Below are 24,394 nucleotides of genomic sequence, written 5' to 3'. Positions count from 1 at the left end.
TTCACGACGTCGCCGGGCCAGACGCGGCGGGATCGCGACGCGACCCGCCGCACGCTCCGGCACGATCGATCTCGGGGTGCGCGGACCGGGTCGGCCGATGCCCCGACCGCACCCGGGCGACCAGGGCGTCGATGCCGATCGGCCCGGAACCGGTGAAGGCGAAGAGCAGGAGCACCCAGCAGTAGAGGACGGAGAGTTCGCCGTCGTTCGCCAGCGGCGACAGCCCGTCTCCGGCATGGAAGACGAAGTACGCGTACGCCATCGACCCCGAGGCGACGATCGCAGCGGGGCGCGTCAGCGCGCCGACGGCGATGAGGGCCCCTCCAACCAGCTGAATCATCGCACCCCACCAGCTCGGCCACGCGAACAGATCGGGGCTCGATCTGTGCCCACCGAGGAAGCCCCAGAAGGCCGCGGCGCCGTGGAGCGCGAACAGCACCCCGGTGACGATCCGGAGCACGGACAGATAGTAGAGGGCGTAGCGGTTCATGGCTCACAACTTCCACTCGGAAATATAGTGAGGCTAACCTAATATTGTTGCTCGGGGTTCGCCACTCGAACCGCATCGCGCAGGACCGCCGTCAGCGGCATCGCGTCACGCCGGCGCTGCTCCACCATCACGGCGCGATCCGCGCTTCAGGGTCCGAGCCCTTCTCACTGTCCGCGAAGACGGGCGTCACAGACATCGCACCGAAGCTACAGGTCTGCCCCCTCACGCAAACGCCTCACTGTGGAGTCATTTCGACTCCACAGTGAGGCGAGGACTACGGACCGGCCGGCGAGCACCGGTCACCGACGCCCTGCGGCAAGCTCAGCCACGATCTGCGGCGGGACCGTACCGAACGGCGCAACCGCCCCCAGGAAAGCTACGAAACGGGGCAGCATGCTGGTGGTATCGGTCTTGGTGTTCATCACTTCAACGACTCCTTCGAAACGTTTCGACTGACTGACGCTTCGAGAATACGGCGTGCAGCGAAACGTCGCCTACCGCGGCGACATGAACTCAGCCACAGCCCGCCTATACAGTGATGCGGCACACACCCCGTCCAACAAGAGGCGCCTTGAAAAGACCTCCCCAACCCCGCCGTGGCCAGGCTGTGACATTGGGCGCGTCTCCTGTATTCGTGAAGGCCGCAGGCCTGCGGGGTCGCCGTGAGCGAATCACCCCGCGCGGCCGCTGCGACCGGGCCGTCACGGTGCGACCCGCGCGTCGGGGTCCGAGTCCCTCTCCTGGTCGGCGGCCTTCTCTCGCGCCTCCAGTCGGGTCCGTGCGTACGCCTGCTGCTCGGTGATCGTGAGCTGCCCTCGCCGGGTGCTGAGGAAGGTGACCGCCCAGGAGATCAGCGTGACCACCTTCGTCTTGAACCCGACGAGGTAGATCAGATGCAGGAACAGCCAGCAGAGCCAGGCGAAGAAGCCGCTGAACTCGAGCGGCCCCACCTTCGCCACGGCCGAGAACCGGGACACCGTCGCCATCGATCCCTTGTCGAAGTAGCTGAACGGGGCACGGTCCGCCCCGGCGGTATCGAGCTCCTTCGCGATGAGCTTCGCCGCGTACCGGCCGCCCTGGATCGCGCCCTGCGCGACACCGGCGACTCCGTCCACCGCCGCCATGTCGCCGACGACGAAGACGTTGGGGTGGCCCGGGATCGTCAGATCGGGAAGTACCTTGACCCGGCCCGCCCGGTCGAGCTCGACCTCCGACTGCTCGGCGAGGACCCGCCCGAGTTCACTGCCCGCGACGCCGGCCGACCACACCTTGCACGCGGACTCGATCCTGCGGAGCCGGCCGTCGGAGTCCTTGACCGTCAACCCGTTCCGGTCGACGTCGACGACCATCGCACCGAGTTGAACCTCGACGCCCAGCGCCTCCAGGCGAGCCTGCGCCCGCCTACCGAGCTTCTCCCCCATCGGAGCGAGAACCGCGGGAGCGGCGTCGAGCAGGATCACGCGCGCTCGCGCCGTGTCGATGCTGCGGAAACTCCCGCGCAGGGTGTGCCTCGCCAGCTCGGCGATCTGCCCCGCCATCTCGACGCCGGTCGGCCCGGCACCGACGACGGTGAACGTCAGCAACTTCTCTCGGCGCGCCGGGTCACTCGACCGTTCCGCCTGTTCGAAGGCGCCGAGGATGCGCCCGCGGAGTTCCAGGGCGTCGTCGATCGTCTTCATCCCCGGTGCGAACTCCGCGAACCGGTCGTTGCCGAAATACGACTGCCCCGCGCCCGCTGCAACGATGAGACTGTCGTACGGGGTCGTGTACGAGTGCCCCAGCAAGGTCGATTCGACGGTCCTCGCTTCGAGATCGATGTGGGTGACGTCGCCCAGGAGGACCTCGGTGTTCAGGTTCTTCCGCAGGATCGTTCGGGTGGCGGGCGCGATCTCCCCCTCCGAGATCACCCCGGTGGCGACCTGATAGAGCATGGGCTGGAAGAGATGATGCGTGGTGCGCGCAATGAGAGTGACGTCGACGTCGGCGCGCTTGAGGGTGCGCGCGGCGGTGAGTCCACCGAACCCTGATCCAATGATGACCACACGGTGGCGGCGGGCGGGCGTGCTGTCGCGACGTTCCATCGCTGACTCCTTGGATAGTGATGAAGTACTGATCGGCACCCGATGGTTCGGTGTGCACCTGCAGTGGCTCAGGGTTTGCGGGCTGTGACGATCTGCGCCTGACCTTGAACAGCACGCTCGATGTCGGTGAAGCCGTCGGCGCGGAGCCACTCGGTCAGCTCGCGGTAGGTGAACATATGGAACCCTGTGAGCCGCCGGATGGTTCCGGGCTTGACATGCACAGTCCACCCGGTGCGCAGCGACGCGAAGATCGCGATCCGGCCACCCGGCGCGGTGACCCGGGCCATCTCCCGCACCACCCGGTAGGGCTTCTCCACGACGCAGAGCGATCCGATACTGACCACGAGATCGAAGGTGTCGTCGGGGAACGGAAGATCGGCCACGCTACTGCGCATGTACGCGACCCTCTCGCCCGGATTGTGCGACGCCGCACGGCGCACCATCGCCTCAGCGGGGTCGACGCCCACGGCGAGTCCGCCCGCGGCCAGGTTCGCCGCGAGGTCGACGGTGTGCGAGCCCGGGCCGCAACCGACGTCGAGCATCCTTGTCGGGCCACTGTGCGCGAGAGCACGCACGAGTTCGCTCTGCGCGTCGCGCACCTCGGTGCCGCCGGATCCGCTCATCCGCAGGAGAACAGGCCGCCACAGGTGCTGATACGTTGCGGCGAACACCGCGCTGGTGCTGACCATCCTGCTCAGACTCACGGGGCGCGCCGTATCCGACGGGCGAACGTCCAGATATCCCGATACCCGCCGCGGCACATCCGCGAGCCGCGACCGATCCAGTAACGCCTCAGCCAGGTCGAGCACGTCGCCGCCCTCAGGCACCGCGCCTCCCGATGCCCCCGCGGCACGACTCGCATCCCGAGCAACCCATGAACATATAGATAATTGTAAGACTTATGCCGAGTCGGATCAACCCCGCCGGAACGGTCGCCTACCCGGCGATCCGCAGGGGCACCCGGAACGAATAGGTGGTGACCGGCTCGGTACGGCAGAACCCGGCGATGGCTCTACTGACGCCGATGTCGTGCACGGTGCCGCGCATCTTGATCTGCATCTCGTACTCGATCCACGACCGCACCATGTACTGCTCGTGGTAACGCCCTTCCGCCTCCGGATCCGCAAGGAGCTGCCACCGCCGGGCGCCCGTGCGCGATCGGATGATCCGCAACTCGACCATCCGCTTGAGGAAGGCCGCCAGGTCGGCGTCCGTGACGTCGTACTGCACACTGACCTGCACCGGACGTCGCGCCTCGTGCGGCGACAGAACGAACTCGGTAGAGACCCAGCCCTGTACCGCCGACCGATCGACCTGATCGAGGTCCTTGAGCGGGAGCAGGAACGCGAGGGACACGCCGCCGAGCATGACGAGGGTCGCGAGGGCCAGCATCCCCGTCGGGCTCCATGCCCCTGATATCCAGCCGAACAGTGCCGCACCGAGCGCCTGCCCGGAGAACGTCGCGATCATCATGACCGACAGTCCCCGCGCCCGGACCCACGCGGGGAGATACATCTGCATCGCCGCTTGATCGGTGGCGAGGACCGTGGTCCAGGCCCACCCCACGAGAGTCGTCGCCGCGCCCAGGACAGCCAGGTTCGGCGCCGCAGCCCCGACGCCAAGACCCGCTGCTGCCACGCAGAAGCCGACCGCCACGATCGCGTTCTGCTGGAACCGCGCCGTCATCCTCGGGAGCGTCATCGCTCCGAGGACGGCACCGACCCCCTGGGCGGCGAGGACGATGCCCAGCCCGGTGGCGGTCGCCCCGAGGGCGGTCGCGAGGACCGGCAGGACCGCCAGCATCGATGTGACGGCTGCCGAGAACCAGAAGGTCCGAAGCACGAGCTTTCGCGCCTGCGGCGAAAGCCGGACATATCGAATTCCGACGGCCGCCGCGGCGAGCAGCCCTTCATCGCCGTGGTCGGTCACCGGAGGTGACTTCATCCGGCTCAGCACGGTCAACAGCAGTACCGTCGCCGGGATCGCCGCAGCGAACGCGACGCCGACACCGGCGGCGGCGAGAATGAACCCGGCGAGCGCCGGACCGATCACGCGGGTGGAGTTGGTCGCGATCGTCAACAGCCCGGACGCCGCGGGGATCATCTCCTTGTCGACCAGGTCGGGAACCATCGAACTCAGCGAATTGAAGGTCGTGACGATTCCGATCGACATGATCGCCAACAACGCGAACAGCGACCACGGCTGGAGCAGGCCTGCGAGACTGAGCGCGACGAGCGCGACCTCTGCGACCAGGACCAGCAGTTGGACCGCCAACACCAGCTTTCGCCGATCGACGCGGTCCGCCAGCACCCCGACGGGGATCGCCATCAACGCCATGGGCAGCGTCGACACGACGGCGACGACCGGCACGAGTGCCTCCCCGCCGGGGCGCCCCATCAGGAACCACTGCGCGGCGACGGGAAGCATCCACTGCGCCAGATAGGCCGCGGCGACGCACGACCACAGGAGCGCGAAGCGCCTGTCGGCGAGCGGGGAGGCCGGCCGGTCTTCGGGACGCACTCCTACCTCCTTCAGCCCCGACGAGCCCGCCCGTCGAGAGGTCGCGCCTCGTCACCGTGCCCCGCCGGATCCTTCCGGACGGGGCACGGCTCACTATCGTCATACATTTTACGTTATGTAGCGACTGGTTGCGTGACGACGCGTACCGGGGCGCCCGTCGTCACTCGACGGGCGCCGGGGCGTCCTCGTCGACGTACGCCTTGACCTCCCCGAGCAGCCGCCTGTCCTGGGCCGAGACCTCGTGCCCGAAGGTGCGGTCCTCGCCCAGGGGCGTGACGGAGATGCTCAGCCCCTTCACCGTCGGCACGTCGGCATCGGCACGCGACTCGGTGCACTCGGGACGATCCCGGCACACGGACAGGCCGACCTGGTACGAACCGTCGGCCTGCTTCTCGTAGCCGTGCCACGCCAACATCCCGGTGCCGACGGAGGTCCACACGGCCTTCTTCGGCGCCTTGCCGGAGGTCACATCGGGGTAGTTCACATTCAACGCGAAGGCATGCTGATCGAGCAGATTCTTCGACCGGAGTCCCGCGATGAACCGCGCGCCCCACTCCGCCGTCGCGCGGTAGTTCCGAACGTCGAAGATCCGCTCGGCGTTGGACGTGGTGCTGAAGGCCACCGCCGGGAGCTCCGCCTCGATCGCGGTGAGCGCTGCGGCGACGGTGCCCGAATCGTTCACCGAGTTCGCGACGTTGTGCCCGGAGTTGATGCCGCTGACCACGAGGTCCGGACGGTCCCAACCGACGATGTCGCGCAGGCCGCCGCGAAGCGCGAACCTGACCGTGTCCGACGGCGTCGCACTCTCACTGGCGGGCCCGCACGGGCCGTCCCCCAGGCACAAACCGACCACAGGGCTCGGCGCACCGCCCTGGCAGTCCCCTTCGTGGCCCGCGGGCGGGGCGACGGTGCCCGACCGCATGACGCCGCTGTTCGTCACCGCCGTGCCCCTGCCGCTCTGCACGGCCCACGGGGCGATCGTCACGACCTGCGCACCGGCCGCACACAACGACCGGCGCAGTTCGTACAGACCGAGCCCGTCCGAGTTGTTCGGCTTCGACGCCTGGATCGAATCGTCGTTGGTGAGAAGGATCTTCATGCCGTGCAGCCCGGCAGCCGGCGCGGCCCCCGTGGAGGACTGTGCGGCAGACCCGGTTTCGCTCGGAGAGCAGGCAGCGAGTACGCACGCCGAGACGGACGCCGCGACCAGCGCCGCCTTCATCGGGATTCTCATGGGTAAGGACTCCTGTCGGTGTAGTGGGTCCCGGATCACACCGAAACGGTGCGAGGAGGGAGGTGGGGAAAGAAAAGGAGAAGGAGGAACGCCGATGAGCACGGCACGAGGGACTACTCGGATCGGCGGAGATCCATTGTCAGGCGCGCGATGTGCAGGCCGAGGTACGCGGTCTCGTCGGCCGTGAGAGTGGCCTGGAAGGTCATCTCGATGAAGTAGCGGACCTTCACGGCGCAGGCCATCGCCTCGGGATGCGCGTTGGAGATGGCGTCGAACAGGGTGGGGTGCGGTTCGCTCAGCTGGTCGTTCGCCGAGACCCGGGCGAATACGTAACGCAGGTGCGTGATGAATCGAGCGGCGTTCATCGACCGGCGGTCCACCGTGACGCCGAACGCCTTCTCGATGACGTCGAAGCTGCGCGAGATGGTCTCCGTCATCTGCATCGTGAAGGTCAGCCCCGGCGTCGCGAACTGCGCATTGACCAGGTGCATCGCCAGCGCCACCGCCTCGTTCGGATCGAGCGTCACGCCCATGATCTCATCGGCGAGCCGCACCCCCGACCGGGCGATCTCGTATTCCCGCGGGTAGAGGTGGCGCACCTCGCCGAGCAGCGGGAACTCCATCGTCACGCCGCTCGCCGCCCGTTCCATGGCGAAGTGCAGGTGGTCCGCGAGCGGAAGGATCAGCGATTGGGTCACTCGCAGCCCGAGCTCGTCGGCCGCGCACTCGGCGATCCTGCCGGCGGCGCGCATGCAGACCATCGGGATATCGGCGAGCATGTCGATCGTCCTCGCCCCGTCCGCGTGCGAACTCGCCTGGAAGACCTGCTCGGTCCGCTCCCGGGCCACCGGCGAACCCGGACGCACCCCGAAGCCCACTCCGCGCCCGAGCACGACGAACTCACGGTGGTCCTCGCTCGTCGCGACCACCGCGTTGTTGCCGATCACCCGTGTGACCACCATGGCTTCGGAGCCAGTCATCGCCGTCCTCGTGTCGCCGCTCAGGACAGGTCCGCGCCGTTGCCGGCGATGACCCCGCGGTACCAGTAGAAGCTGTCCTTCTTGATCCGCGCGAGATCCTTGAGGTCCTCCTCGTCCCGGTCGACGTAGACGAATCCGTAGCGCTTCCGGATGCCCTGATGTGTGGAGATCAGGTCGATGGCCGTCCACGGGCAGTATCCGAAGACCTCCACCCCGTCGCTGATCGCCCACTGGATCTGCTCGATGTGCCGGCGCAGGTAGTCGATCCGGTAGTCGTCGTGCACGCGACCGTCGACGACTTCGTCGAACGCCCCCAGCCCGTTCTCCGTGATGACGAGCGGCAGCCGGTACCGGTCCCACAGCCTGCGCATCGTGGTGCGGAACCCGATGGGATCGATCTCCCAGCCGAACGCATTGGTCGGCAGATGCTCATTCTTGACGGCGCGGTACAACCCGACCTCGCCGCGGACGATCTGCTGGTCGCCCCCACGGGTCTGGATGTCCGAGGCATCGCCGCGGGACTCGCCGACGGTCTGCGTGGAGTAGTAGTTGAACGCGATGAAGTCCGGATGCGCACCGCGCAGCGTCTCCGCGTCGCCCTCCTCGAACCGGGGCGCCAGGCCGCGCTCGCTCAGGTACGCCCACGCCAGCGGGTGGTAGGTGCCGCGCACCGCCACGTCGAGGTACATCAGATTCCGGATCGCATCCCAGTCGTCGGCGGCGATCACATCGCCCGGCGCGCACGTCGCCGGGTACACCGAGACGATGTTGGGCGCCGGTCCGATCTTCGCCTCCGGCAGCATCGTGTGGCACAGCGCCATGGCCCGCGCCTGGGCCAGGAACATGTGGTGGTTCTGCTGGTAGATGGTCTTCTGATCGGCGTCCCCGCTGCGTCCGGTGGTGCCGATGGCCTTGCCGTGCAGGACCATCATGTTCTGTTCGTTGATGGTCAACCAGTAGCGGACCTTGCCGCCGAACTCCTCGAAGAGGATCCGGGCGTACCGCTCGAAGGCGTCGATCGTCGCCCGGTCGGACCACCCACCCCGATCGTCGAGCGCCGCCGGCAGGTCGAAGTGGTAGAGCGTCACGATCGGCTCGATGTCCCGCGCGCGGAGTTCGTCGATCAGGTCGTGGTAGAAGGCGATGCCCGCGGGGTTGATCGCGCCGTCACCGTCGGGGACTATCCGGGTCCAGGCGATCGAGAAGCGGTAGGCGCGCAGGCCCAGCTCGCCGAACAGGGCGATGTCCTCGCGAAAGCGGTGGTAGTGATCCGACGCGACGGTGAAGTCCGCGATGCCGGCGGGACGGTGCCCGAGGACGTCGATCACCGACGGCCCCTTGCCGTCCACGTCGGACGCGCCCTCGACCTGGTAGGCCGATGTGGAAGCGCCCCAGAGGAAGTCGTCGGGGAAAGAGAGTGGCTTCTGGTACTGCATGACCTGTGCTTCCTCAGTTCTCGTGAGCGGTGACGGCGAGGACCGGCTCCCCGGCGACCACGGTGCCGGCGTCCACCGATGTGGTGACGGTGCCGGCCTTGGCGGCGTTGGTGACGACCAGGATCACGGTGGCTTCGTTGCCGGCATCGCGGATCGCGTCCAGGTCCGCGTGCACCAGCAGCTGACCGGCCTCGACCCGGTCCCCCTGGGCGACCGCGGGCGAGAAGCCCTCCCCCTTCATCCGGACGGTGTCGATGCCCACGTGCACGAGGACCTCGACCCCCTCATCGGTGCGAATGCCGTAGGCATGACCGGTGCCCATCGCCGCGACGACGCGCCCGCCGACCGGCGCCACGACCGTTCCGCCGGCCGGTTCGATGCCGACGCCCGGCCCCATCGCGCCGGAGGCGAAGGCCGCGTCCGCCACCGAGTCGAGCGGCACGACGGTGCCCTGCACCGGCGAGGTGATCTCGGTCAGTCCGGTTCGGACGACGGTGGCCACTCCGCCCCCCGCAGCCCCTCCGCCGGCCGGAGCCGCAGCCGTCGCCGCGACCGGTGCCGGCGCGGTCGGCTCGAGTTCGAGGCCGGCGCCCAGGACCGCGTCCTGCTCCGGATCGGCCTTCTCGAACCGGAATGAGAGACCGAAGGCGACGACCGCGGTGACCACCGCGGTGATCGCGAGCGAGATGAGGATCTGGTAGAAGAATCGCAGCGTGTCGTCGCCGATGTAGAGGAAGACGGCGGGCAGGCCGGAGGTGCCGACGGCGAAGCGGTGCGTCGAGGTGAGGCCCGCGAACAGACCACCGGCTCCGCCACCGATCATGGCGGCGATCAGCGGGTACTTCTTCGGCAGCGCAACGCCGTACAGGGCGGGCTCGGTGATGCCCATCAGTCCGGTGATGCCACCGGCGGTCGCGATCTGGCGCACCTTCTTCTCCTTGGTGCGGAACGCCACCACCAGGCTCGCGACGCCCATCGCGATGTTGGAGCAGATCGCTCCCGGGCCGAAGATGCTGTCGAAGCGCATCTGCGCGAGCTGGGCGAAGCCGAGCGGGGCGATCGCGTTGTGCACGCCGAACATGACCATCACGGGGAGCAGCGCGCCGACGATGACCGGCGGCGCCCACGGGGCACTGTGCGTGAGGAAGGTGAAGAACGAGGCGAGCCAGCCACCCATCACGGAGCCGATGGGGCCGAGCACGGTGAACGCGAGGACACCCATCACCAGGAAGACCACCATCGGCACGATCACGAGCTTGATCGCGTTCGGCACCACCCGGTCGAGCCAGCGCTCGAAGTAGGCCTGCACGAAGATGATCAGGATGATCGGGATCACCGTCGAGCCGTACGAGGCGAGCGTGACCGGGACGATCTCGAAGAGCTTGACGTCCTTCTTGTCCGCCACCATCTGGACCCAGGTCGGGTGGAGCATCATCGCGGCGACCACACCGGCGAGGATCCGGTTCGTCTTGAGCTTGTCCGCCGCAGAGATCGCGACGAACACCGGCAGGAAGTAGAACACCGCGTTCGACATGAAGGCGAGCACGATGTAGGTCTGCGACGTCTTGCTGATGGCGTTCGTGGTGGTCAGCACCGCGAGCAGCGCCATGATCATGCCGGCGCCCGACAGCGCGGGGACGATCGGCTGGAAGGTACCCGCGATGAAATCGATGAGCGCCGTCAGCGGGTTCCGCCGCTTCTTTTCGGGCTCCGCCTCGCCCGCATCCCGAACGGGCGCGGCCGCTCCGGCGCCCGGCAGCATCGGCTCGAGCGCGTCGAAGACGTCTTTGACATGGGTGCCGATGACGACCTGGAACGTTCCCCCGGAGCTGCGGGTGGTGGCGACCCCGTCGGTCGCGTTCAGCTTCTCGACCTGGACCCGCGCCTCGTCGGCCAACTCGAACCGCAGACGCGTCTGGCAGTGGTACGCGGACCGGATGTTCCCGGGACCACCGAGCAGGTCGATGATCTCCGACGCCAACGGCGCATATTTCGAGCTCATGATCGCATGACCTCACCTTCTGACTCGATACGTGCAAAGAACCCGAGCAACGACACCCGGGCGAGGTATCAGAGCTCAGGTCCTGCTTCGCGTCAGACGAATAACATCCTGGGTCTCATGTGAACTAACTCACTTAGCATTATATGTATGACTTAGATCTCGATGTCAAGAGCCGCCCGGTCCATCCGGACCGGACGGCTCTCGTCCGCGAGCGGCGCAGATCAGTCCGCAGCGTCCGGCCCGGCGAGCACCACGATCAGGTCACCCGCCTCCACCTGCTGCACCGCGGCGATCGCGGTGCGCTGCACCACGCCGGCGCGTGGAGACGTGATCGACGCCTCCATCTTCATCGCCTCGATCGTGGCCACGACGTCGCCCGCGGCCACCTTGTCGCCCGCCGCAACGGTCAGCGAGACGGCTCCGGCGAACGGGGCGCCGATGTGCGCCGGGTTCGTCCGGTCGGCCCGCTCGGACGTCGGATGCTCGCTCACCACCGATCGATCACGCACCTGCACCGGCCGGAACTGGCCGTTGAGGAGGCACATGACGGTGCGCATGCCGCGGTCGTCCGGCTCACCGATGGCCTCGAGGCCGATCAGCAGGGTCACCCCCGGCGCGAGCTCGACGTGGTGCTCCTCCGACTGGCGGAGCCCGTAGAAGAACTGGTTCGACGACAGTCTCGACGTGTCGCCGTAGCGCTCGCGGTGCTCGTCGAACTCCCGCGCCGGTCCCGGGAACAGCAGCCGGTTCAGCGTCGCCCGACGTTCCTCGGAGGTGCCGACGAGGCCGGCCTCGTCGGCCGCCGAGAGCGACGGTGCCGGTCGCGGCGCACCGCGACCCTCGAGGGCTCGGGTCCGCAGCGGCTCGGGCCATCCGCCCGGCGGGGTGCCGAGCTCGCCCTGGAGGAATCCGATGACGGACTCGGGGATGTCGAGCTTCGACGGGTCGGCGGTGAACTCGCCCACCGGCAGCTCCGCGCCGACCAGGGCGAGCGCGAGGTCGCCGACCACCTTCGAGCTCGGCGTCACCTTGACCAGGTGGCCGAGTGCGCGGTCCGCGTCGGCGTAGGCGCCCTCGACGTCCTCGAACCGGTCCCCCAGTCCGAGCGCCACCGCCTGCTGCCGCAGGTTGGACAGCTGGCCGCCCGGGATCTCGTGCCGGTACACCCGGCCGGTCGGCGCGGGGAGGCCCGATTCGAAGGGCGCGTAGACCCGCCGCACGGCGTCCCAGTAGGGCTCGAGGTCGCAGACCGCCTGCAGGTCGAGCCCGGTGTCGTGGTCGGTGTGCGCGGTGGCGGCCACGATCGACGAGAGCGCCGGCTGGCTCGTGGTGCCGGACAGTGGCGCGCTGGCACCGTCGACCGCATCCGCCCCCGCGGCCAGCGCCGCGAGGTAGGTGGCGAGCTGTCCGCCTGGGGTGTCGTGCGTGTGCACGTGGATCGGGAGGTCGAACCGCTCGCGCAGGGCGCCGACGAGCTTCGTGGCGGCCGGCGGGCGCAGCAGGCCCGCCATGTCCTTGATCGCCAGGACGTGCGCCCCGGTGGCGACGATCCGGTCGGCGAGACGCAGGTAGTAGTCCAGGTCGTAGAGGGTCTCGTTCGGATCCATGAGGTCGCCGGTGTAGCTCATCGCCACCTCGGCGATCGCCGTTCCCGTCGCGAGGACCGCGTCGATCGCGGGCGTCATCTGGTCGACGTCGTTGAGCGCGTCGAAGATCCGGAATATGTCGATCCCCGTCGCGGCGGCCTCACGGACGAAGGCGTCGGTCACCGCCGTGGGGTACGGGGAGTACCCGACCGTGTTACGGCCCCGCAGCAGCATCTGCAGGCAGATGTTCGGCACCGCCTCGCGCAGCGCCGCGAGCCGCTCCCACGGGTCCTCGTGCAGGAAGCGCAGCGCCACATCGTAGGTCGCGCCGCCCCATGCCTCCAGCGACAGGAGCTCCGGGGTCGTGCGCGCGACGTGGCCCGCCACACCCAACAGGTCCCGGGTTCGCACCCGCGTGGCGAGCAGCGACTGGTGCGCGTCGCGGAACGTGGTGTCGGTGACGGCGAGGGCCCGCTGCTCCCGGAGCGCCGCCGCGAAGCCGGCCGGCCCCAACTCCTGCAGGCGTTGCCGCGAGCCGGGCGGGGGCGGCAGCGTCAGGTCCACCGCCGGCAGCTTCTCGTGCGGGTACACCGCGGAGGGACGCTCGCCGTGGGGGCGGTTGACGGTGACGTCCGCCAGGTAGTTCAGGATGCGGGTCCCGCGATCGGCCGAGCTCCGCGTCCCGAGAAGATCCGGGTGCTCGGCGATGAACGAGGTGGTGACCCGTCCCGCGCGGAAGTCGGGATCGTCGAGGACCCCCTGCAGGAACGGGATGTTGGTGGCCACGCCGCGGATCCGGAACTCGGCGACCGCGCGGCGGGCGCGGGCCATCGCCGCCGGGAAGTCGTGCCCGCGGCAGGTGAGCTTGACCAGCATCGAGTCGAAGTACGCGCTGATCTCGGCGCCGAGGACGGTGCCGCCGTCGAGCCGCACGCCGGCACCACCGGGGGCACGGTAGGTCGTGATCCGGCCGGTGTCCGGGCGGAAGTCGTTGCCCGGATCCTCCGTGGTGATGCGGCACTGCAGCGCGGCGCCGTGCACCCGGATCGCGTCCTGGGTCAGGCCCAGGTCCGGGAGCGATTCGCCTGCGGCGATGCGCAGTTGCGCTTGGACCAGGTCGACGTCGGTGATCTCCTCGGTCACGGTGTGCTCCACCTGGATCCGCGGGTTCATCTCGATGAAGACGTGCCGGCCGTTCTCGTCCACCAGGAACTCGACGGTGCCCGCGCACGAGTAGCCGATCGCCCTCGCGAACGCCACCGCGTCGTTGCAGATCCTTTCCCGCAGTGCCGGATCCAGGTTCGGCGCCGGGGCCAGCTCGATCACCTTCTGGTGCCGCCGCTGCAGCGAGCAGTCCCGCTCGTAGAGGTGGATCACGTTGCCGTAGGTGTCGGCGAGGATCTGGACCTCGATGTGGCGGGGGTTGATCACCGCCTGCTCGAGGAAGACGGTCGCGTCGCCGAACGCCGAGGCCGCCTCCCGCGACGCCGCCTCGATCGCCTCGGCCAGCGCCTCGGGCTCGTCGACCCGCCGCATGCCGCGGCCGCCGCCGCCCGCCACGGCCTTCACGAAGACCGGGAAGGTCATGGCCTCGGCCGCGGCCACCAGCTCGTCGACGGAGTCCGACGGTGCCGACGAGGCCAGGACGGGCAGGCCCGCGGCGCGCGCGGCGGCGACCGCGCGCGCCTTGTTCCCGGCCAGTTCGAGAACGTCCGCGGACGGTCCGACGAAGGTCATGCCCTCGCGCACGCAGGCCGCGGCCAGCTCGGGGTTCTCGGACAGGAATCCGTAGCCGGGGTAGACACCGTCGGCGCCCGAACGTTTCGCCGCGCCGATGATCTCGTCCACCGACAGGTACGCACGGACCGGGTGCCCCTCCTCCCCGATCAGGTACGCCTCGTCGGCCTTGAGCCGGTGGACCGATGTGCGATCCTCGTGCGGATACACCGCGACGGTGGCGATGCCGAGTTCATAGGCGGCCCGCAGGGCGCGGATGGCGATCTCGCCACGGTTGGCGACGAGCAACTTCTGCAACATGATTCGGAGAAACCTCGTGGTCGGTCGAGTGGTTCGCGGACATGTGATCGCGGCCCGGGCAGGCGCCCGGGCCGCGCAGGGTCAGACGGACGCGCGGTGCGCGGGCACGCGGGGACTCTCCGCCGCGCTGCGCATGGGAATCGCGCAGAGCGCGGACAGCAGTGTGGCCGCGGCGACCCAGAGCATCACCGGCACGGCCGACGAGTACTGGGCGACGAGCTTGGTGAGCACGAGAGGGGTGACCGCGCCGCCCACGATCACGCCGATCGTGAAGCCGATGGACAGGCCGGTGTAACGCACCGCACCCTGGAAGACCTCGGAGAAGAAGACGCCGATGGTGCCCCACGTCATCGAGTAGCCGGACAGCAGCACCAGATAGGCGAGGATCACCACCGGGAGGCTGCGGGTGTCGAAGGCGAGCATCCACGGGAACACCGTCACGGCGATCGCGAGGTTGCCGACGACGAAGACGGGCTTGCGCCCGAACCGGTCGCTGAGCGCACCCATGGCGATGCTCGCCACGATCACGAAGGCCGCGGCGATGATGATGACCGTGAGCATCTGGTTCCGGGTGAAGCCGTGCGTCGAGCCGTAGGACAGGCCGAACACGGTGGCCGCGTAGAAGGTCACCGAGTTGCCGACCGCGGCCCCGGCGATGAGCAGAACCTCCTTGAGGTGGCGCCGCAGTACCACCACGACCGGGGCCGGCACGATCTCCTGGGACTGCTTGAGCGCCGTGAACTCCGGGCTCTCCTCCAGACGCAGGCGGATGGCGAGGCCGAGGATCACCAGTAGGGCGCTGAGCCAGAAGGGCACCCGCCAGCCCCAGCTGAGGAACTGCTCGTCGTCGGTGACCGAGCCGATGATCAGGTAGACGACGTTGGCGATGATGAGGCCGAACTGCGCCCCCGTCTGCACCCAGGAGCTGTAGAAGCCGCGCCGCTCGGGCGGGCTGTGCTCGACGGTCATGAGCACGGCGCCGCCGTACTCACCACCCAGCGCGATGCCCTGCACGAACCGCAGCGCCACCAGCAGGAGGGGCGCGGCGACACCGATCGCGGCGTACGACGGGACCAGGCCGATCGCGACGGTGGCGAGGCCCATCATCAGCAGGGTGGTGACCAGGGCGGCCTTGCGGCCCACCCGGTCGCCGACGTGCCCGAAGAGCACGCCGCCGAGGGGCCGGGCGACGAAGGCCACGCCGAACGTCGCGAAGGACAGGAGCGCCCCGGTGAGCGGGTCGGAGCCCGGGAAGAAGACCTTCCCGAACACCAGGGCGGCGGCGGTGCCGTAGACGAAGAAGTCGTAGTACTCGATCGTCGTGCCCATCAGGCTGGCGAGTCCTACCCGCCGCACATCGGATCTGGGAATCGACCTGCTCATCGGAGCCTCCAGGGTTAGGCCGGACCTTGACGAGTATGACAATATCTCATCTGTCCGACAATTACCTAGTTGCCCGGCAGGTCTGTCGGTCAGCCGCGGCTGAGCTGCTCCCGGAGCTCGACCTTCCGGATCTTCCCGCTCATGGTCTTCGGCAGTTCGCCGACGACCAGAACCCGCTCGGGGCAGTATCGCTTGGCCAGCCCCGCATCCACGAGGAAGTCGCGCAGCGCCTCGACGTCGAGCGATTCACCGGGCCGGCAGCGCAGGAAGGCGCAGGCCCGCTCGCCGAGCCGCTCGTCCGGGTAACCCACCACCGCGACATCGGTCACCGACGGATGCTTGAAGATCAGGCTCTCGACGGTGCCGACCGGGATGTTCTCACCGCCCCGGATAATGATGTCCTTGGTGCGGCCGGTGATGGTCACGGAGCCGTCTTCGCCGCGGACGGCCGTATCGCCGGTGGAGAACCAGCCCTCGGAGTCGAACGCCTCCGCCGTGGCGTCGGGCCGCCCGGCGTAGCCGACGAACAGGCCGCTCCCGCGGATCCAGAGGTCGCCCTCCACGCCGGCCGGCTTCTCGGCCCCCGACTCGTCCCGGATGCTCACCTCCGCCGCGGCCAGCGGCACACCGTCGGTGGAATGGTTGATCGCGTCCGCACCGGGGCGTCCCGACACCGCGATGCCGAACTCCGTCATGCCCCACGCGGGAACGACCGCGCAGTCGAGGGCGTCCTCGGCCTCGCGCATGAGCGGCCGTGGGATCGGCGCTCCCGCAACGACGACCAGCTCGAGCGCCCTCGCCCGCTCCTTGGTCAGGCCCGCCGTGCGGATGAGGTCGATGAGGAAGGTCGGCGCGCCGATCATGAAGGTGATGTCCTGCTCGTCGATGACCTTGACTCCCACCTCGGGACTCCAGCGCTCGACGTAGACCGCGGTACCACCGAGGTAGACGGTCAGAAGCGTGCCCCAGAAGAAGCCCGTCGAATGCCCGACCGGCGACATGACGAGATTGACCAGCGGTTTCCCGAAGGCGGCGTGGCCGACGTGATCCGCCCAGCCGCGCACCATCGCGTCGAGCGTCGCGTGCAGGTTCATCACGGCCTTGGGCGCGCTCGTGGTACCGGACGTGAAGGCCAACTGGGCGATGCCGAACGGATCCGCCGGAACCGGGGCGTAGAACGAATCCGGTCGCAGTACGTCGTCGAGGCCGACGGTCCCCTCGATCGCCTCGCCCACCACGATCACGTCCAGGTGATCGCCTACAAGCAGGGATTCGGGAATCGATGTCGCGAGCACGTCCTTCCCGCCGTAGTAGCGCGAGACGATCAGGGCCTTGCTGCCGGCCTGCTGCGTCATGTACTCGACTTCGTGCGCCCCGTAGGTGATCGGGATACCCGAATACGTCGCACCCGCCCTCAGCACACCGAAGACCACCCCGAGGAACTCGGCGGAATTGGTCATCATCACCGACACGGCGTCCCGCCGTCCGATGCCGCGGGCGCGTAGACCTGCAGCGATGCGACGACTGTACTGATCGACCTCCGCGTAGGTCATCTGCCCCGCAACCTCTCCCGCGGCGTCGACGCTGACCGCCGCGACGCGGTCCGGATACTGCCGCACGGCATCGTCGAGATACCCGGCGAGCGAGACCTGCTCCCACGTGCCCGATTCGATCCGGCTGCGCCCCTCGGCGTCCGACAGGAAGCTGCCGACCGGGAGCGACCCCGCGGCTTGGACGTTTCCCGAGCTCATCATTACCTCCACTGGTACCGCGCTCCCGCGCGGCCCTCGTCACGTTCGAAGACTGATCGCATGATCCGGTGCCCCACGATCGGCGCCGCGCCGCACCCCGGGCGGGCGCGGCGACGCGGACTCGATCCATGGGTGACCGTTGTCACATGGTGCCCGGTAGACAACTGTTAGTCAATAACCTCGTTGGTCATTGCGGCGCGTCTCAGCGCACGCGAGAACGGCATAGGCCCGGGCGATCACGGGCGGATCCACCATCCGCCCGTCGACGGCAACGGCGCCGCCCTCGCCGGCCGTCTCCGCCACCGCGACCACCCGCTCCGCCCACGCGGTCGCCTCCGGACTCGGGCGGAGCGCCGCATGTACGGCCGCGACCTGGCTCGGGTGGATGCACAGCTTGGCACCGAAGCCGAGCGCGATCGCGTGGTCGAGGTCGCGGCGCAGCGGATCCGCATCGTCGAGCACCGTCGTCACGCCGTCCACCGGTGCCGCCAGCCCGGCGGCCGCCCCCGCCAGCACCAGGCGAGTGCGGGTGTGCAGGAAGGCGTCGCGGCACTCCGGGTCGACACCGAGGGCCGCGGCCAGATCGATGTGGCCGAGCGCCAGGCGCACGACTCCCTCCGCCGCCGCGATCGTCTCGACGCCCAGAACTCCGCGCGGCGTCTCCACGAGGGGAACCACGGCCGCCCCACCGGCCCGGCGGTGCACGAGGCCCAGATCGTCGGCGTTCTCCGCCTTCGGCACCATGAGCGCGACGCCGGTGTCCCGCAGCGCCTCCACCTCGGCCAGGTGCCACGGCGTATCGATCGCGTTGATGCGCACCATGACCGGCGGGCCACCGTCGACGTCACCGAGCCGATCCACGGCCGCCGCGAGCGCCTCCGGCTTCGCCTGCGGCGCAACGGCGTCCTCGAGATCGATGATCACCACGTCGGCACCGGCGGCCCGCGCCTTGGCGAAGCGCTCGGGCCGCGAGCCCGGGACGAAGAGGAAAGACCGGGCGGCGCCGATCGTCTGCGTCAGCTCGTGCGGGCCGCTCACGCGACGATCACCACCGGGCGCCACCGGAGCACCTCGTGCTCGGAGCCGTCGTCGTCGCGACGGACCGTCACGACGTGGAGCCCGAGCGCGGTCGCGCCGGCACCGTCGGACCGCCGGACGCTCTCGATGCGCACCGTCGACGCCAGGAGATCACCCTCGTGCACGGGCCCCACGTGATCGCACTGATGCCACCCGGCCACGGTGACGATCTCCGGCAGGGCCTGGCAGAGGTGATGGAAGGCGAGCCCTATGCCGTGTCCGCCGTACACCAGGCGGGTGCCCCCGCCTGCGGCGGCATCGTGGTGCACGCGCGCGACGTTGCCGGTGAGCCGCGCCAGCTCGGGGGCATTCGTCACGACGTCGCCGCCCAGTACCTGGAGGACGTCGCCGACGCGCCGGTCGGCCCGGATGCCGCCGGTGGCGCCGAGGTCCCAACCGTCGACGGAGGAGAACATGGCGTCATCGTCCGGGAGGTCGACGGCGCCCGGAAGCTCGTCGGCACAGCCCGTCGCCGGCGCGTCCGCGGACAGCAGGAGCATCGCGCAGCGCCGGTAGTCGAGGACGGTGCGCCCCTCCTGGTCGACGGTGACGATCCGCAGGACGGCCAGCCCGGTCGCGGGGCGATCCGGACGGCGCGTGTTCTCGCGCAGCGCCTCCACGGTCGTCGTGGTGCGCAGCGTATCGCCGATCGCGGGCAGGCGGGAGAAGCACAGGCCTCGATAGAACAGGTTCGCGCGCACGTGCTGCGTCGCGATCGTCGACTGACCGATCGAGACGTCCCAGGCGAGCGCGGGGCTGACGACGCGACGGCCGGTTACCCCGCGCGCGAGGTCCGCGTCCAGCGACAGCGACAGGCGGTTGCCGACGATGCTCGCGTGCACGGCCGCCATCCCCTCCGTCAGCGTCACCGCCGGTGCGGTGTCGAAGACCCGCCCCACCCGGAGCTCGTCGAAATAGGGGCTCCGAACACTCTTGGAACGGCTCTCCATGACCCGACCGCCTTTCGTTGATAAGCAACATATTGTCATATGATTTACAGGCTACCAATAGCAGTCGCTCGCCCTCCGGCGCGCCGAACTCGACGGACGCCGCCGCGCGGGGCCACATCGCAGCACATCGGCCTACACTGTGCGAGACTGTAGGACAATTATCGAAGGCCGTATCGTCGTAGCCCGCTAACCTCCGGAGAACAGATGGCATCCTCGCGACCCAAGTCGTTCACAGCACGGCAGGTCACCCGGCCGCGCGACCAGGTGGAGGCACAGCTGCGGGAAGCGATCCTCGACGGCCGCTTCGCGCAGGGCGACAAGCTCCCGCCGGAGACCGAGCTGGCACAGCAGTTCGGTGTCAGTCGGCCGACCGTGCGCGAGGCGCTCGGCGCACTGGTCAGTGCGGGCCTGATCCGCAAGATCCCGGGCGTCGCCGGCGGCAGCTTCGTCAACACCGTGACCCCGGACTCACTCAGCCAGATGCTGAGCGAGTCCATGGACACGATCGTCCGCATCGGCGCGCTGGACATCGGCGAGATCACCGAGGTCCGACGCGTACTGGAGATCCCCGCCGCGGAGTGGGCGGCCAAGAATCGCACCGACGAGGACATCGCGAAGCTGAAATCGGTCATCGAACAGCAGAAGAAGATCAGCATCAACGATCCCGACATCCCGGAATACGATCTGCGTTTCCATACGGCGATCGGATACGCATCGGGCAACCGCCTGCTCGCAGCCTTCATCGCGTCGGTCCACAACTGCTCCCACCCGGCGCAGTACCTCCACGTCACCCAGGAGGTCGCCCACAAGGCGCTGCGCCAGCACATCGACATCACCACCGCGATCGAGGCCGGCGACGGACCGAAGGCCGCCGAGGCCATGCGCGAGCACCTCGACTACGTGCTCAAGTACTCACTGCCGTACTGACCGACCCCGGCTCGCATCGAGCAGGGTGAGCACGCCGATTCTCGGTCAGACATTAGCGGTGCTGCTAGATTCTCTCCATCATCCGATCACGCCGCCCCGTCGACCCCGGGCGGTCACCGAGCGATGGAGAGTCCCCCGCCATGTCTGCGCAACCCCGACAGCACGTCCTCGTCACCGGAGCGGGAGGGTTCGTCGGATCCCGCCTCGTCGAGCTCCTCGCCACCGATCCCCGTTCGACGGTGACCGCCACCGACGTGGGCGCTCCGGAACGCCTGGAGCAGCTGTCCGCACTGGATTCCGTGACGACACAGGCCGCCGACCTGCGGGACCCGGACGCGCTCCGCGCACTGGTGCGCGACGCCGATGTCGTCGTCCATCTGGCCGCCGTGCGGACCAGCGCGTCGGCGAAGCATCCGCGCCTGGCACACGAGGTCAACGTCGGGGCGATGTACGACCTGCTCACCGCCGCCCGGGACGCTGGGACCCGGCGGATCGTCTTCGGCTCCTCGCACACTGTCTACGGCGCGTTCCAGGACCCGCACCGCGCCCCGATCACCGAGGACGAGCCGTGGGTCCCGGCAGGCGTGAACATGTACGCGGCGACAAAGCTGGCCGCCGAGGCCTATCTCGAGGCGTTCGCCGGCGCCGGCGGTCCCGAGTACCTCGCACTGCGCCTCGGGACCATCTACGGCCCGGGCAGCAGCGCGGGTTCCAACGGCGCTCTGATGACCGACGTCCTGACCGCGATCGGGGCCGGTGAGCCGCTCACGGTCCCCTGGGCCGCCACCGCCCGACACGGACTCATCCACGTCGACGACGTCGCCGAGGCGCTACGGCGCGCCGCCTTCTCGACGGCGACACGCATGGCCGTCAACGTCTCCGGCCTGCCGCTGACGTCCACCGAGATCTACGGCACGCTCGCGCGGCTCGCCGGAGGCGACCCGGACTCGATCGTCTACGACGAGAGCCGGACCCGCCACCAGGTGGTCGACCAGACCCGGATGACGACGGTGCTCGACTTCCGTCCCGAGGTCGGCCTCGAGGACGGGCTCACCTCGGTGATCGACGGGCACGTGCCCACAGCGTCCCAGCCCGACTCAGTGACATCTGCAATCCACACCGCGTAAATATCTGACTATTGCTGTATTGTCACTCATCCGCTAGGTTGTTCGTGTTGGCGATCACATGGCTACAGCTACGGTGCTGGGAGTCACAGTCCGAGGAGGATTCCATTGAGTGAAGACGTGGCCGGGCGGGTACGGCCCGACGAACCGGAGCACCGCAAGACGCCCAAGAAGGCGACCGCGAGCGGCTGGGTGGGTTCCGCCCTCGAGTACTACGACTTCTTCATCTACGCGCAGGCCGCAGCACTGGTCTTCCCCACCCTCTTCTTCCCGAAGACCGATCCGACCGTCGCCATCATCGCGTCCTTCGCGACCTACGGCGTCGGCTACGTCGCGCGGCCGGTCGGCGGCTTCGTCCTCGGGCACTGGGGCGACAAGTTCGGCCGCAAGAACGTCCTCGTCCTGTGCATGCTGCTCATCGGGGTCGCGACCTTCTGCGTCGGCTTGATCCCGTCGTACGCCACGATCGGGCTATGGGCCCCGGCCATGCTGGTCTTCCTCCGCCTGATCCAGGGGTTCGCGGTCGGCGGCGAGGTCTCGGGCGCCAGCGCGATGGTCATGGAGCACGCGCCGTTCGGCAAGCGCGGCTACTACACCAGCTTCATCATGCAGGGCGTCGCGGCCGGTCAGATCATCGCGGCGGCGGCCTTCCTCCCCATGGCGACGTGGTTGCCGGACGAGGCCTTCCACACGTGGGGCTGGCGCATCCCGTTCCTGCTGAGCGCCGTCGTGGTTCTCGTCGGCATCATCATCCGGCGCCGGGTCGACGAGCCGCCGGCCTTCCTCGAGGAGAAGGAAGAGGCCGAGATCCCGCCGGCGCCGATCGTCGAAGCGGTGCGTAACAACGGCGCCGACATGGTGCGCGTCTTCTGCATCATGCTCATGACGGTGATCCCCGTGGTCATCCTGGTCTTCGGAGCGACCTACGCCACCAACAAGGCCTACGGGAACGGCTTCACCGCCACGAACCTGCTCTGGTTGTCCCTGGCGGGCAACACCCTGGCGGCGCTCCTCGTCCCGGTGGCCGGGAGGCTCTCCGACAAGTTCGGCCGGCGGCCCGTCATGATCGTCGGTTGCCTCAGTTCGACGGCGCTCGCCTTCGTGTACCTCTACGCGATCAGCATCCACAACATGGCACTCATGGTCGTCTTCGGCCTCCTCTCCTACGGCATCACCTTCCAGGGGTTCCAGGGCGTCTTCCCGAGCCTGTGCCAGGAGCAGTTCCCCACCAGGACCCGCGTCACCGGATTCGCCATTCCCCAGAACGTCGCCGGAATGGCGACCGCGATCATGGCCCTCGTCTTCGCGTCCATCGCCCCGCCCGGTTCGAACGTCCCGGTGATCGTCGGATCGGTGGTCTTCGGCTTCGGTGTGATCGCGGCCATCGGCGCGTACTTCTCGCGGGAGACGTCGCGGGTGCGGCTGGACGACCTCGGCCAGAAGCACGCTCCGCAGGCCTCGCTCGAGGAGTACGAGCGGTACCGCAAGGCTCCTGTGACCAGCTGAGAACCGGCACGAAGGCGTCCATCGACGGGTGACCGTCGATGGACGCCTTCGTCGTCTCCGGGGCGGAGCGAGGCACGCGGCGCGGACGAATGCGCCGGCCGCCGGAGTAGCAGCCGGGCGTATCGGGCCGCTATTCGGGTGCCGCGGAACGGAAGACCAGCGCCGCGGCGGCCACCAACAGGACCGCCGGGCCGACGAAGGCCACAGCCAGACCCGCGGGCCCGGCGAGCGCGGCCACGCCCAGCGGCACGACGGTCTGCCCGAGCCGGTTGCCGGCGAGGCGCATGCTCATCGCCGTGCCCCGGACCTCCGGGCGGACTCCGCTCGCCACCCATGCGAGCGCGATCGGCTGGCAGAGGCCGAGAGTCGCCCCACCGAGCGCCATGAGGACGACGAGGACCGGGACCGAGCCCTGTACCGGTGTCAGCGCGAGGCACGTCGCTGCGCCGGACAGGCAGGTGATCAGGAGCCTTCTACGCCCCAGCACCGCGATCAGCCGCTGGAGGACCAGCCGGGCGGCGATCGACGCGATGCCGTAGGTGGCGATGAGGAAGCCGACCACCCGCGGCGAGATCCCGCGGCTCTCCCCGTACGCGGGCAGGAACGCGGTGAGCAGGTCGATCGCCGAGAGACTGGCGAATCCCACGGTGAGCCCCACCAGGACCGTCCGCGAGCTCAGCACCTCGCGCAGGGCTCCGGGAGCCGCCTTCCCGAAGTGTTGCGGCCGCGCCGCCAACGCCCCGGGCCGGAGCAGCAGGGACAGGGAGAACGCCAGGCCGATCAGCGCGCACGCGGTCAGGACCACGTACGACGGTGCCCAGTTCCGTCCTCCGCCCGCGGATTCGACGATGAGGAGCCCACCCGCCGCCGGCGCTCCGAACTGGGCGACAGAGGTGGCCACGGTGAAGTGTGCGAAGCGCTGATCGCGCCGGGGAGCGTCGCGATCGTTGGCGATCAGGGTCTGGCACGCGACCATCGTCAACATCTGGCCGAGCCCGACGAGGGCGCTGCCCACGACGAGTACCGCGAACCCCGAAAGAAGGGCCAGGACCGCCACCGTCGCCGAGAGGATCACCGCGCCGAGCGCGAGGACGCCGCGCTCGCCCCACCGGTCGACGGCTCGGCCCGCCGGGACGGCGAGGGGCAGCGAGAGCACCGAGAACGCCGCGACCATCACACCGAGGCCGGACGCCCCGATCCCCTGGTCCATGGCCTGGTACGACAGCAGCGGCCGCAGCATGTACACCACGACCTGCGTGGTGATCGTGACGACGATCAGTCTCGGGAACCAGCCGGACAACATTGTGCGC

General features: G+C 69.0%; 18 protein-coding genes. 3 read left to right on the top strand and 15 right to left on the bottom strand.

Translation table 11 applies throughout. The features are described from left to right. Window position 1 precedes the first annotated feature (1 nt). The 14 genes from AC21LY_RS11515 to AC21LY_RS11450 form a co-directional block, all read right to left on the bottom strand. Entirely contained in the window at window positions 2-490 is a 489-nt protein-coding gene (locus AC21LY_RS11515) for a DoxX family protein (RefSeq protein WP_489046606.1), read from the bottom strand. A 299-nt stretch (window positions 491-789) separates the two neighbouring features. Next, on the bottom strand, window positions 790-912 hold the full coding sequence (locus tag AC21LY_RS11510; RefSeq protein ID WP_489046605.1) for a hypothetical protein: 123 nt from the start codon (window positions 910-912) through the stop codon (window positions 790-792). Between the two features lie 279 nt (window positions 913-1,191). Further along, complete coding sequence (locus AC21LY_RS11505; protein WP_489046604.1) at window positions 1,192-2,571, bottom strand: NAD(P)/FAD-dependent oxidoreductase; 1,380 nt, start codon at window positions 2,569-2,571, stop codon at window positions 1,192-1,194. Between the two features lie 68 nt (window positions 2,572-2,639). Next, a complete protein-coding gene (locus AC21LY_RS11500) occupies window positions 2,640-3,260 on the bottom strand; it encodes a class I SAM-dependent methyltransferase (RefSeq protein WP_489046603.1) in 621 nt (206 codons plus the stop codon). 247 nt (window positions 3,261-3,507) lie between these two features. Next, entirely contained in the window at window positions 3,508-5,091 is a 1,584-nt protein-coding gene (locus AC21LY_RS11495; protein WP_489046602.1) for an MFS transporter, read from the bottom strand. 160 nt (window positions 5,092-5,251) lie between these two features. Beyond that, a complete protein-coding gene (gene surE, locus AC21LY_RS11490; RefSeq protein ID WP_489046601.1) occupies window positions 5,252-6,325 on the bottom strand; it encodes a 5'/3'-nucleotidase SurE in 1,074 nt (357 codons plus the stop codon). A 113-nt stretch (window positions 6,326-6,438) separates the two neighbouring features. After that, window positions 6,439-7,305: a PRD domain-containing protein gene (locus tag AC21LY_RS11485; RefSeq protein WP_489046600.1), complete on the bottom strand. Its 867-nt coding sequence runs from the start codon at window positions 7,303-7,305 to the stop codon at window positions 6,439-6,441. A 20-nt stretch (window positions 7,306-7,325) separates the two neighbouring features. Further along, window positions 7,326-8,741: a glycoside hydrolase family 1 protein gene (locus tag AC21LY_RS11480; RefSeq protein WP_489046599.1), complete on the bottom strand. Its 1,416-nt coding sequence runs from the start codon at window positions 8,739-8,741 to the stop codon at window positions 7,326-7,328. A gap of 13 nt (window positions 8,742-8,754) precedes the next feature. Continuing rightward, window positions 8,755-10,743 carry a beta-glucoside-specific PTS transporter subunit IIABC gene (locus AC21LY_RS11475; protein ID WP_489046598.1) on the bottom strand — a complete coding sequence of 663 codons (1,989 nt, stop codon included), beginning with the start codon at window positions 10,741-10,743 and terminating at the stop codon, window positions 8,755-8,757. Between the two features lie 221 nt (window positions 10,744-10,964). Then, on the bottom strand, window positions 10,965-14,366 hold the full coding sequence (locus AC21LY_RS11470) for a pyruvate carboxylase (protein ID WP_489046597.1): 3,402 nt from the start codon (window positions 14,364-14,366) through the stop codon (window positions 10,965-10,967). A gap of 81 nt (window positions 14,367-14,447) precedes the next feature. Further along, window positions 14,448-15,695 (bottom strand): MFS transporter, encoded by a 1,248-nt coding sequence (locus tag AC21LY_RS11465; RefSeq protein ID WP_489046596.1) that lies wholly within the window; start codon window positions 15,693-15,695, stop codon window positions 14,448-14,450. Between the two features lie 143 nt (window positions 15,696-15,838). After that, window positions 15,839-17,500, bottom strand: a complete 1,662-nt coding sequence (locus tag AC21LY_RS11460) for an AMP-binding protein (RefSeq protein ID WP_489046595.1) — start codon at window positions 17,498-17,500, stop codon at window positions 15,839-15,841. 171 nt (window positions 17,501-17,671) lie between these two features. Then, entirely contained in the window at window positions 17,672-18,538 is an 867-nt protein-coding gene (locus AC21LY_RS11455; RefSeq protein ID WP_489046594.1) for an HpcH/HpaI aldolase/citrate lyase family protein, read from the bottom strand. Continuing rightward, complete coding sequence (locus AC21LY_RS11450) at window positions 18,535-19,527, bottom strand: MaoC family dehydratase (RefSeq protein WP_489046593.1); 993 nt, start codon at window positions 19,525-19,527, stop codon at window positions 18,535-18,537. Before AC21LY_RS11450 ends, AC21LY_RS11455 begins: the two co-directional genes overlap by 4 nt. Window positions 19,528-19,731: 204 nt before the next feature. Between AC21LY_RS11450 and AC21LY_RS11445 the strand changes: the two genes are divergently transcribed. From AC21LY_RS11445 to AC21LY_RS11435, 3 genes are all read left to right on the top strand, one after another. Next, complete coding sequence (locus AC21LY_RS11445; protein ID WP_489046592.1) at window positions 19,732-20,454, top strand: FadR/GntR family transcriptional regulator; 723 nt, start codon at window positions 19,732-19,734, stop codon at window positions 20,452-20,454. Between the two features lie 140 nt (window positions 20,455-20,594). Continuing rightward, window positions 20,595-21,581: an NAD-dependent epimerase/dehydratase family protein gene (locus AC21LY_RS11440; RefSeq protein ID WP_489046591.1), complete on the top strand. Its 987-nt coding sequence runs from the start codon at window positions 20,595-20,597 to the stop codon at window positions 21,579-21,581. 105 nt (window positions 21,582-21,686) lie between these two features. Continuing rightward, on the top strand, window positions 21,687-23,084 hold the full coding sequence (locus AC21LY_RS11435) for an MFS transporter (RefSeq protein ID WP_489046590.1): 1,398 nt from the start codon (window positions 21,687-21,689) through the stop codon (window positions 23,082-23,084). Between the two features lie 130 nt (window positions 23,085-23,214). Here AC21LY_RS11435 and AC21LY_RS11430 read toward each other — a convergent pair whose 3' ends face one another. Beyond that, window positions 23,215-24,387: an MFS transporter gene (locus AC21LY_RS11430; protein WP_489046589.1), complete on the bottom strand. Its 1,173-nt coding sequence runs from the start codon at window positions 24,385-24,387 to the stop codon at window positions 23,215-23,217. Window positions 24,388-24,394: the final 7 nt, after the last annotated feature.

It is taken from the genome of Tsukamurella sp. II2bb, from assembly GCF_057815145.1.
Note: the sequence above shows the minus strand (reverse complement) of the source record. Positions and strands in the feature narration are given on the sequence as shown.